This is a genomic window from Komagataeibacter diospyri (assembly GCF_043995075.1).
Classification (GTDB): domain Bacteria; phylum Pseudomonadota; class Alphaproteobacteria; order Acetobacterales; family Acetobacteraceae; genus Komagataeibacter; species Komagataeibacter diospyri.
Map to the genome: position 1 here is coordinate 2,095,737 of NZ_CP171836.1, position 13,962 is coordinate 2,109,698.

The 13,962-nt window shown below is 61.3% G+C and carries 10 protein-coding genes and 1 pseudogene; 8 read left to right on the top strand and 3 right to left on the bottom strand.

Features of this window, described 5'->3' with window-relative positions; genetic code table 11:
- Window positions 1-35: 35 nt before the first annotated feature.
- The 3 genes and pseudogenes from ACE2AA_RS09865 (at window position 36) to ACE2AA_RS09875 (ending at window position 4,104) form a co-directional block, all read left to right on the top strand.
- Window positions 36-971, top strand: a complete 936-nt coding sequence (locus ACE2AA_RS09865; protein ID WP_141261179.1) for a uracil-DNA glycosylase family protein — start codon at window positions 36-38, stop codon at window positions 969-971.
- A 183-nt stretch (window positions 972-1,154) separates the two neighbouring features.
- Window positions 1,155-3,131, top strand: a complete 1,977-nt coding sequence (locus ACE2AA_RS09870) for a lytic transglycosylase domain-containing protein (protein ID WP_395369620.1) — start codon at window positions 1,155-1,157, stop codon at window positions 3,129-3,131.
- Window positions 3,132-3,352: 221 nt separating this feature from the next.
- Window positions 3,353-4,104 (top strand): annotated as a pseudogene (locus tag ACE2AA_RS09875) (IS5 family transposase).
- 35 nt (window positions 4,105-4,139) lie between these two features.
- Here the strand turns inward: ACE2AA_RS09875 and ACE2AA_RS09880 are convergent.
- Together ACE2AA_RS09880 and hpnH are read right to left on the bottom strand one after the other, a co-directional pair.
- Complete coding sequence (locus ACE2AA_RS09880) at window positions 4,140-5,429, bottom strand: hemolysin family protein (protein WP_141261217.1); 1,290 nt, start codon at window positions 5,427-5,429, stop codon at window positions 4,140-4,142.
- Window positions 5,430-5,558: 129 nt separating this feature from the next.
- Complete coding sequence (hpnH, locus tag ACE2AA_RS09885; protein ID WP_141261219.1) at window positions 5,559-6,740, bottom strand: adenosyl-hopene transferase HpnH; 1,182 nt, start codon at window positions 6,738-6,740, stop codon at window positions 5,559-5,561.
- A gap of 451 nt (window positions 6,741-7,191) precedes the next feature.
- Here hpnH and dxs point away from each other — a divergent pair, with 451 nt between their 5' ends.
- The 5 genes from dxs to hpnK all read left to right on the top strand — a co-directional run bounded on the left by dxs (window position 7,192) and on the right by hpnK (window position 13,572).
- A complete protein-coding gene (gene dxs, locus ACE2AA_RS09890) occupies window positions 7,192-9,207 on the top strand; it encodes a 1-deoxy-D-xylulose-5-phosphate synthase (RefSeq protein ID WP_395369622.1) in 2,016 nt (671 codons plus the stop codon).
- Complete coding sequence (locus tag ACE2AA_RS09895) at window positions 9,204-9,866, top strand: ABC transporter substrate-binding protein (RefSeq protein ID WP_141261221.1); 663 nt, start codon at window positions 9,204-9,206, stop codon at window positions 9,864-9,866. Before dxs ends, ACE2AA_RS09895 begins: the two co-directional genes overlap by 4 nt.
- A 64-nt stretch (window positions 9,867-9,930) precedes the next feature.
- A complete protein-coding gene (hpnI, locus tag ACE2AA_RS09900) occupies window positions 9,931-11,109 on the top strand; it encodes a bacteriohopanetetrol glucosamine biosynthesis glycosyltransferase HpnI (protein WP_141261223.1) in 1,179 nt (392 codons plus the stop codon).
- A 106-nt stretch (window positions 11,110-11,215) separates the two neighbouring features.
- On the top strand, window positions 11,216-12,640 hold the full coding sequence (gene hpnJ, locus ACE2AA_RS09905; protein WP_141261225.1) for a hopanoid biosynthesis associated radical SAM protein HpnJ: 1,425 nt from the start codon (window positions 11,216-11,218) through the stop codon (window positions 12,638-12,640).
- Window positions 12,641-12,717: 77 nt separating this feature from the next.
- Window positions 12,718-13,572, top strand: coding sequence for a hopanoid biosynthesis-associated protein HpnK (gene hpnK, locus ACE2AA_RS09910; RefSeq protein ID WP_141261226.1), 855 nt, complete (start codon window positions 12,718-12,720; stop codon window positions 13,570-13,572).
- A gap of 25 nt (window positions 13,573-13,597) precedes the next feature.
- Here the strand turns inward: hpnK and trxA are convergent, their stop codons facing one another.
- Window positions 13,598-13,927, bottom strand: coding sequence for a thioredoxin TrxA (gene trxA / locus ACE2AA_RS09915; protein ID WP_141261227.1), 330 nt, complete (start codon window positions 13,925-13,927; stop codon window positions 13,598-13,600).
- Window positions 13,928-13,962 lie beyond the last annotated feature (35 nt).

The following is a 13,962-nucleotide window of genomic DNA, read 5'->3' on the forward strand; positions in this document are numbered from 1 at the left end:
AGACGAGGTAAGAGCATGACGCCAGAATCTACCGCGTGCGGCGTCCGCTGCCAAACCCTGCGCATGAGGGCAGGACGGCGCGTGCATGCGTTGCCTGTGCGGGATATATCCATCCGATGACTGATTCCCTGTCCCTGTTGCGCCTGTATGTCGAATGGGGCGCCGATGACGCATTGGACCCCTGCCCACATGACCGGTTGGCATCCGCGCCCACAATAGACGACCGTTCCCGACCGACACAGCCCCCCCCCATACAGCCAGATGCGGGGAATGGACATAAAAAACACCGCCCGACGCCGCCCCCGCCACGCGGGTCCGCCACCCTGATCGATCAGGCCGTGACAACGGCGCGGGCGGCGGCACAGGCCGCGCGCACGCTGGCGGAACTGCACGCCGCCATCCGCGATTTCGGGGAATGCAGCCTGCGCGACACCGCAACCAACAGCGTATTTGTCGAAGGGCCGGCAGAAGCCCCGCTCATGCTGATTGGCGAAGCCCCCGATGCGGATGAAGATCGCAGCGGCCACCCCTTCGCGGGGGAAAGCGGGGCGCTGGTCAGCACCATGTTCGCCAGTATCGGTATTGAACAGGCCAGCCTGCTGCGCGCACCGGTCATTCCGTGGCGGCCCCCAGGGGGCAGGCCGCCTTCCGCCGCCGAAGCGCGGATATGCCTGCCCTTCATCCAGCGCGCGATCGTGCTGGCGCGCCCCGCGCGCGTGGTCCTTATGGGCAATCTGCCGGTGTCGGTCCTGCTGGACCAGCGCACCACGGCGGCACGCATGCGTGGCCGGTGGCGTGACCTGCCCCTGCCTGCCGAAAGTGCGGATAAGGGGGCAACCCAGCCCATGCTGCAGGCGTTGTGCATGCGCCATCCACTGCAGTTGCGCGCCAGCGCCACAGCCCGCCGTGACGCATGGAAAGATATGCTTCTGATCCGCGAAGAAATCGGCAATATTCCTTTAAGATCATAAAATGTATTATCATAATCGTTCCAGGACATTAGCTTGGAACAAAACAGATATTCATTGCACATCAAGTATATGTTTTTCACTGTTTACATATAGTTCCCGCATCTGTTCTGAAAACTTATTTACCGCCCTTCAATACGATATCTATTGCTTTCCATTCGCGCAGGGCTTACATCCGGCTCCGCTATGCGAGGGACAATCAATACCCCCCATCACGCGGTGACGGCCTTTCTGGCTGGCGCCGCATTTCTGGCAGGGGCAGCGTTCGCGCCGCTTCGTGCCCAAACAGTGGAAGCCGGCAGGGCGGATCAGGATCCTACCCCCCACGGTGACCATAACGAGGAAACGGCGCTTGCCCTTCCGCGCCTGCCCGCACATGGCAGCGCCGGGCTGCCGCGTCCCCTCACGCCCGATGACGTAAGCCGTATCCGCCGGGTGTTCCGGCTGCAGGCTGATGGCAAGTTCGATGCCGCCATCCGTGAAACGGCCACCATCCACGATGATACCCTGCTGGGTGACATCCTGGCCGCGCGTTACCTGAACCCGGCCTACCACGCCAGCCCGGGACAGCTGCGGCTGTGGCTGCGCACGTTCTCCGGCCTGGCTGATTCGCCCGCGATCTATTCGCTGCTGTCGTCCATGCCCAACCGGGGTGGCCCCCTGCCCCCGGCGCCCGCCCATAACGCGCTGGACAGCAGCCACCCGCCACAGCATATCCACCTGCCCGAGGAGGATGATCCCTCCCTGCGCGTGTTCACCCGCAACAGCCTGCTGGATCATACGGTGCGCGATCGCGCCGCACAGGGGGTGAAGGGGGCACGCAGCGCCCTGCACCTGATTGCGGTGACGCCGGGCATGAACGACCTGTATGCCGCGCACCTTCAGGCGGAAATCGCCATGACCATGTTCAGCAGCGGTGAAAACCGGCTGGCCATGACGATTGCACGCAACGCATTTGAAAGCTCCGGCCAACGGCTGGGGCTTGCAGGCTATGTGGCCGGTCTGGCCGCATGGCGTCAGGGACGGCCCGACGTGGCCGAACCCCTGTTCGAGGCCGCATCGCGCGCCAGCCTGACACCGGGCAGCATCCGCGCCGGCGCCGCCTACTGGGCCGCACGCGCCCATCAGGCGACGGGTGACGTGGCGGCTTACCAACCGTGGCTGCACCGCGCGGCCGCAGCCCCGCATACATTCTATGGCATGCTGGCGTCACAGATCCTTGGCCTGCGCACGCCAGCCCCAAAATCCACCCGTACACCCAATACCATCGGCCCGAACGCCGCCATGACACTGGCGGCCGAACAGCAGACCATCCACGCGGGCAACCGTGTGCTGGGTGAAATCGATATCGAGGCGGTCGCCGCCACACCGGCAGGACGTCGTGCCTTCGCCCTGCTGCAGGTTGGCGAGCGAGACCGGGCGGAAGCCACCCTGCGCCGCATGTGGCCCGATATCCAGAACGACGCCGCCCTGTGCCATTCCACCCAGATGGTGGCCGACGCCATGAACATGAAGGACCTGTCGGCCCAGATGCTCATGCTGATCGACACGAACGAGAGCGAGCACAGCACCTATGCCTCCCGCTTTCCCCTGCCGCCGCTGCAGCCCGCACATGGTTTCCGCATGGACCCGGCACTGGTCTATGCGCTGACACGGCTGGAATCCAATTTTGACAGCACCGTGGTTTCCGGGGCTGGCGCGCGCGGCCTCATGCAGCTTATGCCCGTGACGGCCTCCTTCATCACGCACGACAAGGACCGTTTCATCCGTCGTCCCGCAGACCTGCATGACCCTGCGACCAACCTTGATATCGGGCAGAACTACGTGCTGTACCTGGCCCAGCGGTCCACACAGAGTGGCGGGAAGCACGTACCCCCGGGTGGCGACATGATCCGCATGCTGGCCAGTTACAATGCGGGACCGTCCGCCATTTCACGCCACAACGCCACGATGGACGAAGGGGAAGACCCGCTGCTGTATATCGAAAGCCTGCCCAATGCCGAAACACGTGATTACGTCCGACGGGCCTTCACCTTCCTGTGGATCTATGCTGACAGGCTGGGGATTGCAGCGCCTTCACTGGAAACACTGGCGCGCAATGAATGGCCCGGTTTCGACGCAGAAATCGCCATGACAGGCCATGCCGGCCACACCATTCACTAACAGGTCTGTTACATTCATTGAAAAAAGGGGCATCCCCGGCAACGGGATGCCCCTTTTTTATGCTGGACTGCCTGCAAGACGTCTCCGCGTGGCGCTTTTTCCAAATAACTTAAAAGCAGGCCACCCTTTCAAAAAAGACGGCACCCAGAAACTTTTTTCTTTTATCAGGGGCTGTTGGGAATTGAGTTTTCTAAAGGGCCATGATGTGTTTCAAAGACCATATGGATCGCTTCATACTGACGGATGCCCAATGGGCGAAAATGGAACCGCTGTGCCTTGGCAGGAAGACGGATCGAGGTCGCAGCGGGAAGGATAACCGCCTCTTTATCGAAGCGGTTTTATAGATAGCGCGGACCGGCAGTCCGTGGCGGGATCTGCCGACGTATTTCGGACATTGGAACTCGGTTTACTCGCGCTACAGTGACTGGATGAAAGCCGGTGTTTTCAAACGGCTTTTTGACGCTGTCTCTGACGATGCCGATATGGAATACGCGATGATTGACGGTACGGTGGTCCGGGTTCATCGCCACGGCCAGGGCGCAAAAGGGGGACCCGGAATCAGGCGATAGGACGCAGTGTGACGGGGTGGTCGACCAAGATCATCGCCATGACCGACGCCCTGGGCAATCTGGTCCGCTTCACGCTTATTCCTGGCCAGCATTACGACACGGTCGGGGTTGCCCCCCTTCTCGAACCGGCGGATTTCAAGGGGATTCTCGCTGACAAAGCGTTTGACGTCCACTGGATCGTGGACGCCCTACACGCGCAAGGGGCCTGTGTGGTCATTCCCCAGCGCAAAAACCGCCTCGACAGACGCCCGTTCGATGGGGCCCTGTTCAAAGCACGCCATCTCATTGAGAACTTCTTCTGCAAGCTCAAGGAGTTCAAGCGCATCGCCATGCGCAGCGAAAAAACAGACAGATCATTCGAAGCCATGATCTATCTCGTTGGCGCAATCATCAATTCAAGATAATTCCCAACAGGCCCCAAATAATTAGATAATATTTATCAGTTTTCTGCCAGCAGCTGCCGACTGGCCTGAACGCGCACGACGCGGCGACCTTCCATTTCCAGCACCTCAAACAGCCAGCCGGAAAACACGACCTTGTCCCCCCTGGCGGGCACGCGCCGCAAAAGGGCAAGTATCAGCCCGGCAAGGGTGTGATAGCTGCCTTCGGCTGGCAGGTCGGACAGACCAAGCCGATCCTTGACCTCATCAGCGGGCATGGAACCATCCAGCACCAGCACATTGTCATGGGCCAGTCGCTGGGGCGGAGTGTTGCCCGGTTCATGCTGCTCACCCACGATCGCACCGAACAGATCGGATGAGGTCACGATTCCCTCAAACGAACCATATTCATCCAGTACCAGCGCAAGACCCAGCGGGGAGTCACGCATACGTTCCAGCATGTCAAAAGCCGACAGCGTATCAGGCACCGAAATGGGATGACGCAGCCCAATTTCGACCGATGGGCTCTTACCGTCCAGAAACCGGTCCAGCATGTCCTTGGCCAGGATCACGCCCACCGGGTTGTCCACGCCCCCTTCACACACCACGATGCGCGAATAGGTAGTTGAACGCAGCACCTGCAGCAGTTGCGCGCGCGGCACGTGCCGTTCCACCCAGCACAGTTCGTTACGTGGGGTCATGATGGCGCGGACAGGCCGTTCGGCCAGACGCAGCAGGCGTTCGATCATATCGCGCTCCTCCTGCTCCAGCACGCCAGCCTGCGCCCCTTCGGCGATATAGGCCCGCAGTTCCTCGACCGAGACGGACTGCCGTATCGCCCCGCCGATTCCCATAAGCTTCAGCACCAGTTCGGATGACCGCCCCAGCAGCCAGACAATGGGTCGCGTCAGCCATGCCATCCATTCCAGCAGCAGCGACAGGCGTGCCGCGATCTGTTCGGGCTGACGCAGCGCGATCTGCTTGGGCACCAGTTCTCCCAGCACCAGCATGACAGCGGTAATGGCACTGACCACCAGGAACATGGCCAGCTCATCAGCAATGGAATGCAGGGCGGGAATATGGGCCAGCCAGCGGCTGACGCCAGCCTCGATACTGTTGCCGCCAAAGGTGCCTTCCAGAATCGAGACAAGGGTCATGCCGATCTGGACGGTAGGCAGGAAGCTCTGCGGGTCACCCGCCAGTTTCAGGGCACGGTCCGCGCCCTTGATGCCATCACGCGCAAGAATGGCCAGTCGTGCGCGGCGGGCGGAAATCAGGGCCAGTTCGCCCATGGCAAACAGCCCGTTGAGCAGGACAAGGCATAATATGACAATCAGTGAAACAACCATGATCCCGCGATCCTACAGCATAATCATGCACACGGGCACATGCCTGAAAATACACACACAAAAAAGAAAAAGGCGGGACATATGCCCCGCCTTTCCCAAACGTAATGCATGAAAGCGCGAACCGCGCGATCAGTCAGCCGCGTCGGCCGTTTCAGCCGGGGCCGCCACCTTGCTTACGCGCGGCGGTGCCGCAGGCTTCTTGCGGGCGGCCAGTTCGGCCATCTTGGCGTCAACATGCTGTGTAAACACGTATTCGGCCGGACGCTGGTTGGCCAGCGAGATTTCCGGCGCCATCGGCTTTTCCGTCTCGGGCCCGAACAGGGCGACCTTGGCAATGTGCCAGGGCCTGCGGACGGCATCCATGACGGCAGTCGATTCGTATCCGGAATGGACCATGCAGTCGGCGCATTTTTCGTAATTGCCGGTGCCGTATGCATCCCAGTCGGTGTCGGCCATAAGCTCTTCAAAGCTCTTGGCGTAGCCTTCACCCAGCAGGTAGCACGGGCGCTGCCAGCCAAAGACATTACGCAGCGGCTTGCCCCACGGGGTGCAGTGGTACTGTTCGTTACCGGCCAGAAAGTTCAGGAACAGCGGCGACTGCGTGAAGCGCCACTTCTTGCCCTTGCCCAGACGGAAGATGTCACGGAACAGCTGCTTCGTCTTGTGACGGTTCAGGAAGTGCTCCTGATCCGGTGCGCGTTCGTAGGCGTAACCCGGCGCGGTCATGATGCCGTCAACGCCCATCGCCATCACTTCGTCAAAGAAGGCGGCAACGCGCTTGGGATCAGCGCCATCGAACAGTGTGCAGTTGATCGACACGCGGAAACCACGGGCCTTCGCCTTCTTGATGGCAGCGACCGCGCGTTCGTACACGCCGTCCTGACACACCGATGCGTCATGCATCGCCGGGTCGCCATCCAGATGGACATCCCACGAAAAGAAGGGGTTCGGCTCGTAATCGTCCATCTTCTTTTCCAGAAGAAGGGCATTCGTGCACAGATACACATACTTCTTGCGTGCGATCAGCCCGCGGATGATATCGGGCATTTCCTTGTGCAGCAGCGGCTCACCACCGGCCACGGCAATGACCGGCGCGCCCGCTTCGGTATCCGCATCCAGGCATTCCTGAAGGGTCATGCGCTGGTTCAGGATCTGGGCGGGATAGTCGATCTTCCCGCACCCGGCGCACGCCAGGTTACAGCGGAACAAGGGCTCGAGCATAAGCACGAGCGGATAACGTTTGCGCCGCGTGACATGCTGCTTGACAACATAGGCGCCGACGCGGACTGCCTGCATAATAGGAACGGCCATGAAACCTCTGCTCCTGCACCGGCCCAACGCCGGTCTCATATTTCAAGTCTGGTAGGTCGGATATGGTCACATCCACCTACGAGAAAACAAGCCCAACATCGCCCAGCCGTGCATTTAAAGCATGCCGAGGTTGCGGACTTGTACGACACATGAAGCCTTTCGCGAGGGTATAGGACAGAAACCATCCTGTATTCAATTGCTATCAGCTTTGGTGTGGCCAATTAACAACAGTCATAGAATTAGAGACTGTATTTACAGCCTTAACCGGAGTAACACATCGCGATTACGCTACGGTCGCCATGGTTTTCGTGCCATGAGCCGCCATTCATCGCCGCCGGAGCAGCCTGTTTCCGGCCCCGATCGCGGGGCCGACGGGCCAAACCGAAACCCGGGTTGGTTCCTCCCCTGAAAATGGGGCAAGGGCCAGCGCAGAACAATGGACGCGAACATCATGGATCAGACCAAGCCCGCGATTCCGACCCTTGGGCGTTACCCCCAGCTTGACCGGGTGCGCGCGCCGCATGACATGCGCAACCTTTCGGTGGAGCAGCTGAAGCAGCTGGCGGATGAACTGCGGTCCGAGACGATCGATGCCGTGTCCACCACCGGCGGGCACCTTGGCGCGTCGCTGGGCGTGGTTGAACTGACCGTCGCGCTCCATGCCGTGTTCGACACACCCGATGACCGGGTGATCTGGGATGTGGGCCACCAGGCCTATCCGCACAAGATCCTGACCGGGCGGCGCGACCGTATCCGCACCCTGCGCCAGCCGGGCGGCCTTTCGGGCTTTACGCGGCGTAGCGAGAGCGAATACGACCCGTTTGGCGCGGCGCACTCCTCGACCTCCATTTCCGCCGGCCTCGGCATGGCCGTCGCCCATCACCTGCGCGCGGAGGAAGATCCTTCCTACCGCGAGCGCAACGTGATCGCGGTGATCGGCGATGGCTCGATCTCGGCGGGCATGGCGTACGAGGCCATGAACAATGCGTCGCATTGCGGCCCGGGCGCCGAACGCCTGATCGTGGTGCTGAACGATAACGAAATGTCGATCGCGCCCCCCGTGGGCGCGATGTCGAACTACCTCTCGCGCCTCATGTCCTCGCGCAAGTTCCTGTCCTTACGCGAACTCGCCGCCAAGATGGCCAAGCGCCTGCCCGGCCGCCTGGAACGCACGGCGAAGAAGGCGGATGAATACGCGCGCGGCATCATGACCGGCGGCACGCTGTTCGAGGAACTGGGCTTCTATTATGTCGGCCCCGTTGACGGCCATGACATGAACCAGCTGGTCCACATCCTGCGCAACCTGCGCGACGCCGAGGATGTCGGCCCCGTGCTGCTGCATGTGATTACCGAAAAGGGCCATGGCTACAGCCCGGCCGAATCGGCGGGTGACAAGTATCACGCGGTCTCGAAATTCAATGTCGTGACCGGTGAGCAGAAGAAGGGCCCGTCCGGCCCGCCCAGCTACACTTCGGTCTTTTCGAAGGAACTGGTCCGTCAGGCCGCGACCGACGACAGGATCGTCACGATTACCGCCGCCATGCCCTCGGGCACGGGGCTGGACAAGTTCGCCAGGCTCTATCCCGACCGCTTCTTTGACGTGGGCATTGCCGAACAGCATGCCGTGACGTTTGCCGCCGGCATGGCGACCGAGGGGCTGCGCCCGTTCTGCGCCATCTATTCCTCCTTCCTGCAGCGCGCCTATGACCAGGTGATGCATGACGTGGTGCTGCAGAAGCTGCCGGTGCGCTTCGCCATCGATCGCGCGGGGCTGGTGGGGGCCGATGGTGCGACGCATGCGGGTTCGTTCGACATCGCCTACCTTGGCTGCCTGCCGGGCATCACGCTGATGGCGCCCAGCACCGAGCTGGAACTGCAGCACATGACCGCGACCGCCATCGCATTTGACGAAGGCCCGCTTGGCCTGCGTTACCCGCGTGGCCCGGGGCTCGGGCTGGAACTGCCGGAAGCCGGCCAGATCCTTGAAATCGGGCGTGGGCGAATCGTGCGCGAAATGACCCGCCAGTCCGGGCCGGAACAGGGCGGCATCGCCATCCTGTCGCTTGGGCCGAGGCTGGCCGATGCGCTGAAGGCCGCCGACATGCTGGCAGCCCAGGGCCTGTCCCCCACCGTAGCCGACGCCCGCTTCGCCAAGCCGATCGACACCGCACTGATCGAGCAGCTCGCGCGCAACCACGCCGTGCTGATCACTGTCGAGGAAGGATCGGTTGGTGGATTCGCAAGCTTTGTCATGACCCATCTGGCCAGAACCGGCCTGCTGGACCGCGTGCGCTTCCGCCCCATGACCCTGCCCGACCGCTTCATCGATCATAATACCCAGGCCGCACAGTATCATGAGGCCGGGCTGGATGCGGTGGCCATCACCAATACCGCCCTTGAGGCGCTGGGTGTCGGAATCAGCATGACGCAGCCCTTGCTAAAGACAGCAAACGGACCGAAATCATGAACATTATGAAACATGTCCTGAAAACCACCTCGCTGGCGCTGTGCGCCGGACTGATGGCGGCACCGGTCGTCCCTGCCGTCCTCCCCCTTCATGCAGCCCATGCGGCCAGCGCAGCCGATGCGCAGGTGCAGGAGCCGATCAAGAGCCTGTATGCCGCGCTGGAGCGCGTGCAGGCCAAGGGCAGCGGTTCGTTCGAGCAGCGTTCACAGATGCTGGCCCCGGCGATCGACCATGCCTATGATATCGAGGCCGTGCTCGCATCCTCCATCGGACCGCGTTACGCCGGCCTGAGCGATGATCAGAAGCAGACCCTGCTGACCACATTCCGTCAGTTCACGATCGCCCGCTATGTTTCCAGCTTCAAGCCCGGCAGCGACGCCCGCTTCACCATCGACCCGACCGTCACCCCTTCTCCCGTTGGCAATGACCGTATTGTTGTAACACATATCGGCTCGTCCGATGACCCGAGCGGGACCGAAATCAACTACGTCATGCGTTCGGGTGCCAAGGGCTGGCGGATCGTTGACGTGCTGCTCAATGCCCATATCAGCCAGGTCGCGGCCCAGCGGGCGGACTTCAGCTCCGCACTGTCGGGCGGGAATGTGCAGAAACTGACGAATCTGCTACAGAAAAAGATCAAAACGTTCTCGGAAGAGTGATATTACACTCCCCTGACGTCGTTTTCTAATTCAGCTCCATACGCGGGACCTTGCCGGAAAGATAATGTCTGTTTTCAACGCTCTTGTTTCACCCGCCGGACTGGCCGCGACCGTTGCGGCCGCCGGGTGCATGCAGGCAGCGCTTGGCACTTTTCTGGTCTCGCGTTTCCGATGGCAGGAAAAACGCGTGGACCGGGCGGTGCCCATGCCTCCGGTCTCCGTGCTCAAGCCCCTCCACGGCGATGAACCGCTGCTGGAGGAAGCGCTTGAAAGCTTCTGCACGCAGGATTACCCGCAGATGCAGATTGTCTTCGGCGTACAGGCTGAAGACGATGCGGCGATCCCGATCGTACGCCGGTTGATGGAACGTCACCCGGACGTGCAGATGGAACTGGTGATTGATCCCACCTTTCACGGGGTCAACCGCAAGATCGGCAACCTGATCAACATTATGGCGCGTGTGAAGCATGATGTCCTGGTCATTTCCGACTCGGATATCCACGTTGCCCCTGATTACCTGCGGCATGTGGTGGGTGCCATGGTGCCCGACAATGTAGGCCTGGTCACGACGCTGTACGCGGGACTGCCGGCTTCCCCCACCGTGCCACGCCTGCTGGCCGCATGCCAGATCAACCACAATTTCCTGCCCGGCGTGATGCTGTCACGCTATCTCGGGCGGCAGGACTGCCTTGGCGCGACGATGGCGCTGCGGCGTTCCATGCTGGACGAAATCGGCGGGCTGGAAGCACTCGTGCCACATGTGGCCGATGATGCGATACTGGGCCGCTACGTACGTGACCGTGGCAAGGATATCGCCATTGCCGCATGCATGACATGGACCACCGTGGGCGAAACCTCGATGCGCGAGGTGCTGGCGCATGAACTGCGCTGGGGCCGGACCGTCAAGACGCTGGAGCCGGCAGGTTACGCCGCGTCCACCATCCAGCTTCCCCTGTTCTGGGCCACTGTTGCCGTGCTTGCCGCACCGCATGCGGCCTGGGCATGGTTCTTCTTTCTTGGTGCATGGGGATGGCGGGCCGTATGCTCCTTCATCCTGGACCGGACGCTGGCACAACGCAGCCTGCTGCCGTTACTGCTTCTGCCATTACGCGACTGGATTTCGGCTGCAGTCATGGTGGGCAGTGTCACGGGCACACGGGTTGCATGGCGTGGCCAGACAATGCATGTCACGCCCCATTCGGTCATGACACCACGATCGCAACCGGCTTCCCCCGGTGACTGACCCGCCGCCCGCAGGCTGAACTGCTTGAGAATTCCACCCCTGTAGTCAATAAGAACGGGTATTAAGGGAACCCCATTCCCCGCCAGAGCCCGAGGATATGCGTAGCATGATGAAAACCCTGTTTCTCCAGCCGCCTTCGTTTGACGGATTCGACGGTGGGGCCGGCTCCCGCTATCAGGCCAAGCGGGAAATCAAGTCGTTCTGGTATCCGACGTGGCTGGCGCAGCCTGCCGCCATGGTGGAAGGCAGCCGCCTGATTGATGCACCACCCGCGCGCATGGGCATGGAGCCGATCCTGGAAGACGTGCGCAACCGTGACCTGGTCATCATGCACACCTCCACCCCGTCCTTTGCATCCGATGTGCGCGTCGCCCAGATGCTCAAGGACGCAAACCCGAAGGTGAAAATCGGCATGGTCGGCGCAAAGGTTGCCGTCCAGCCCGAGGAAAGCCTGCTGAACGCCCCGCCGGTCGATTTCGTGGCGCGCAACGAATTCGACTTCACCATCAAGGAAATGGCGGAAGGTCGCGACTGGAAGGATGTCGATGGCATCTCCTGGCGCGATGCTGATGGCAAGATCGTCCATAACCGCGACCGTGCGATGATCGAGGACATGGACAGCCTGCCGTTCGTGACCGAAGTGTACAAGCGTGACCTGAAGATCGAGGATTACTTCATCGGGTACCTCATGCACCCGTATATCTCGATCTATACCGGCCGTGGCTGCAAGTCGCGCTGCACCTTCTGCCTGTGGCCGCAGACGGTGGGTGGCCACCACTACCGCACCCGCAGCCCCGAACACGTGGCCGCCGAAATCCGTCTGGCGAAGCAGTATTTCCCCCAGGTCAAGGAATTCTTCTTCGACGACGACACCTTCACCGATGACCTGCCGCGCGCTGAAGCGATCGCCAAGGAACTGGGCAAGCTGGGTGTGACGTGGTCGTGCAACGCGAAGGCCAATGTGCCCCGCAAGACGCTGGAAGTACTCAAGGCCAACGGCCTGCGCCTGCTGCTGGTCGGTTACGAAAGCGGCAACCAGCAGATCCTGCACAACATCAAGAAGGGCATGCGCGTCGAGACGGCGCGTGAATTCACTAAGAACTGCCACGAACTGGGTATCAAGATCCATGGTACCTTCATCCTCGGCCTGCCGGGCGAGACGAAGGAAACCATCCAGGAAACCATCAAGTTCGCCACCGAAATCAACCCGCACACGCTGCAGGTCTCGCTGGCAGCGCCGTATCCCGGCACGTTCCTGCACAAGCAGGCGACCGAGAATGGCTGGCTGGATGAAAAGAACGCCGAGTTGATTGATGATAACGGTGTGCAGATCGCACCGCTGCACTACCCGCACCTGTCGCACACGGAAATCTTCCAGAGCGTGGAAGAATTCTACCGGAAGTTCTATTTCCGTGCGCCCAAGATCGCCTCTATCGTGAACGAGATGGTCCGCAGCCCGCAGATGATGAAGCGCCGCCTGCGCGAAGGGGTGGAGTTCTTCCAGTTCCTGCGCGAACGCCGCGCCGCCTGATCGGCTTTCTGCGATTATCCCATGCCGGGACCTTCGGGTTCCGGCATTTCTTTTGTCATGTCACCCGGTTTTCCATCATGAAGCGCGTCATCATATCCGCCGATGATTTCGGCCTGTCCGAAGAAGTCAACGAGGCGATCGAGATCGCCCATCGGGATGGATTGCTGTCGACTGCAAGCCTTATGGTATCCGGCCCTGCCGCAGCCGACGCCGTGCGCCGGGCCCGGAAACTGCCAGACCTGCGTGTAGGATTGCACCTTGTCGCGATCGAGGGACCGGCAACCCTGCCGCCTGCCGATATCCCGCTGCTGGTACCGCAGGACGGGCAGTTCCCTTCCGACCAGCTGAAACTGGGGGTTGAATATTTCTTCCGCCCCGCCGTGCGTCGTGAACTGGCTGCCGAGATCGAGGCCCAGTTCCGCGCCTTTGCCGCGACGGGGCTGGCGCTGGACCACGCCAATGCACACAAGCACATGCATCTGCACCCCACAGTGGGGCGGTACATGATCGAAAGCGGACTGCGCCACGGACTGCGTGCGATCCGCGTGCCGCTGGAACCACCCGAGCCGCTTTATGCCGCGGGCACCTATACCGATACATTGGGGGATGCAGCCTTACGCCGCTGGACCGGCCTGCTGCGCCATCAGGCGCACAAGGCGGGACTGGTGACGAATGACTGGTGTTTCGGGCTGGCGTGGAGCGGGCATATGACAACCAACCGGGTATCGGCCCTTGCAGCCCACCTGCCGGACGGCCTGTCGGAAATCTATTTCCACCCGGCCACGGCCAAGAACAAACTGCTGCAGAAGCTCATGCCCACATACGAGCATGAAGCCGAATTCCGCACGCTATGCGCGCCCGGTTTCCGATCCGGCCTGGCCCATTCAGGGACAGTGCCCACCACATGGACGGATGTGGCCCGCGCATCCTGACGGGCCACTCCTGACGGCTGGACAATCAGCCGAGATTGCTCTTGACCCATTCCTTGAGCTGGCTTTTGGGCAGGGCACCGGTCTTGCTGGCAACCGGCGCACCATCCTTGAACAGGATCAGCGTCGGAATGCCGCGCACGGCGTAATTGTTGGGCGTGTTGGGGTTGTCATCGATATTGACCTTGGCGACGGTCATCTTGCCCTTGAATTCAGCCCCGATTTCATCCAGTGCCGGTGCGATCATCTTGCACGGGCCACACCATTCCGCCCAGAAATCGACCAGAACGGGTTCCTTGGATTCCAGAACCTGCGTCTTGAACTGGTCGTCGCTTACGGCAATCGTGTTTTCACTCATCACTCAAAACTCCTTTATGGCGGCCAACACCGCCC

Bases quoted from the DNA above. Each gene is read 5' to 3' on its own strand.
- ACE2AA_RS09870 (WP_395369620.1), top strand. From the start codon at position 1,155: ATGCGAGGGACAATCAATACCCCCCATCACGCGGTGACGGCCTTTCTG.
- ACE2AA_RS09880 (WP_141261217.1), bottom strand. From the start codon at position 5,429: ATGGTTGTTTCACTGATTGTCATATTATGCCTTGTCCTGCTCAACGGG.
- hpnH (WP_141261219.1), bottom strand. From the start codon at position 6,740: ATGGCCGTTCCTATTATGCAGGCAGTCCGCGTCGGCGCCTATGTTGTC.
- dxs (WP_395369622.1), top strand. From the start codon at position 7,192: ATGGATCAGACCAAGCCCGCGATTCCGACCCTTGGGCGTTACCCCCAG.
- ACE2AA_RS09895 (WP_141261221.1), top strand. From the start codon at position 9,204: ATGAACATTATGAAACATGTCCTGAAAACCACCTCGCTGGCGCTGTGC.
- hpnI (WP_141261223.1), top strand. From the start codon at position 9,931: ATGTCTGTTTTCAACGCTCTTGTTTCACCCGCCGGACTGGCCGCGACC.
- hpnJ (WP_141261225.1), top strand. From the start codon at position 11,216: ATGATGAAAACCCTGTTTCTCCAGCCGCCTTCGTTTGACGGATTCGAC.
- hpnK (WP_141261226.1), top strand. From the start codon at position 12,718: ATGAAGCGCGTCATCATATCCGCCGATGATTTCGGCCTGTCCGAAGAA.
- trxA (WP_141261227.1), bottom strand. From the start codon at position 13,927: ATGAGTGAAAACACGATTGCCGTAAGCGACGACCAGTTCAAGACGCAG.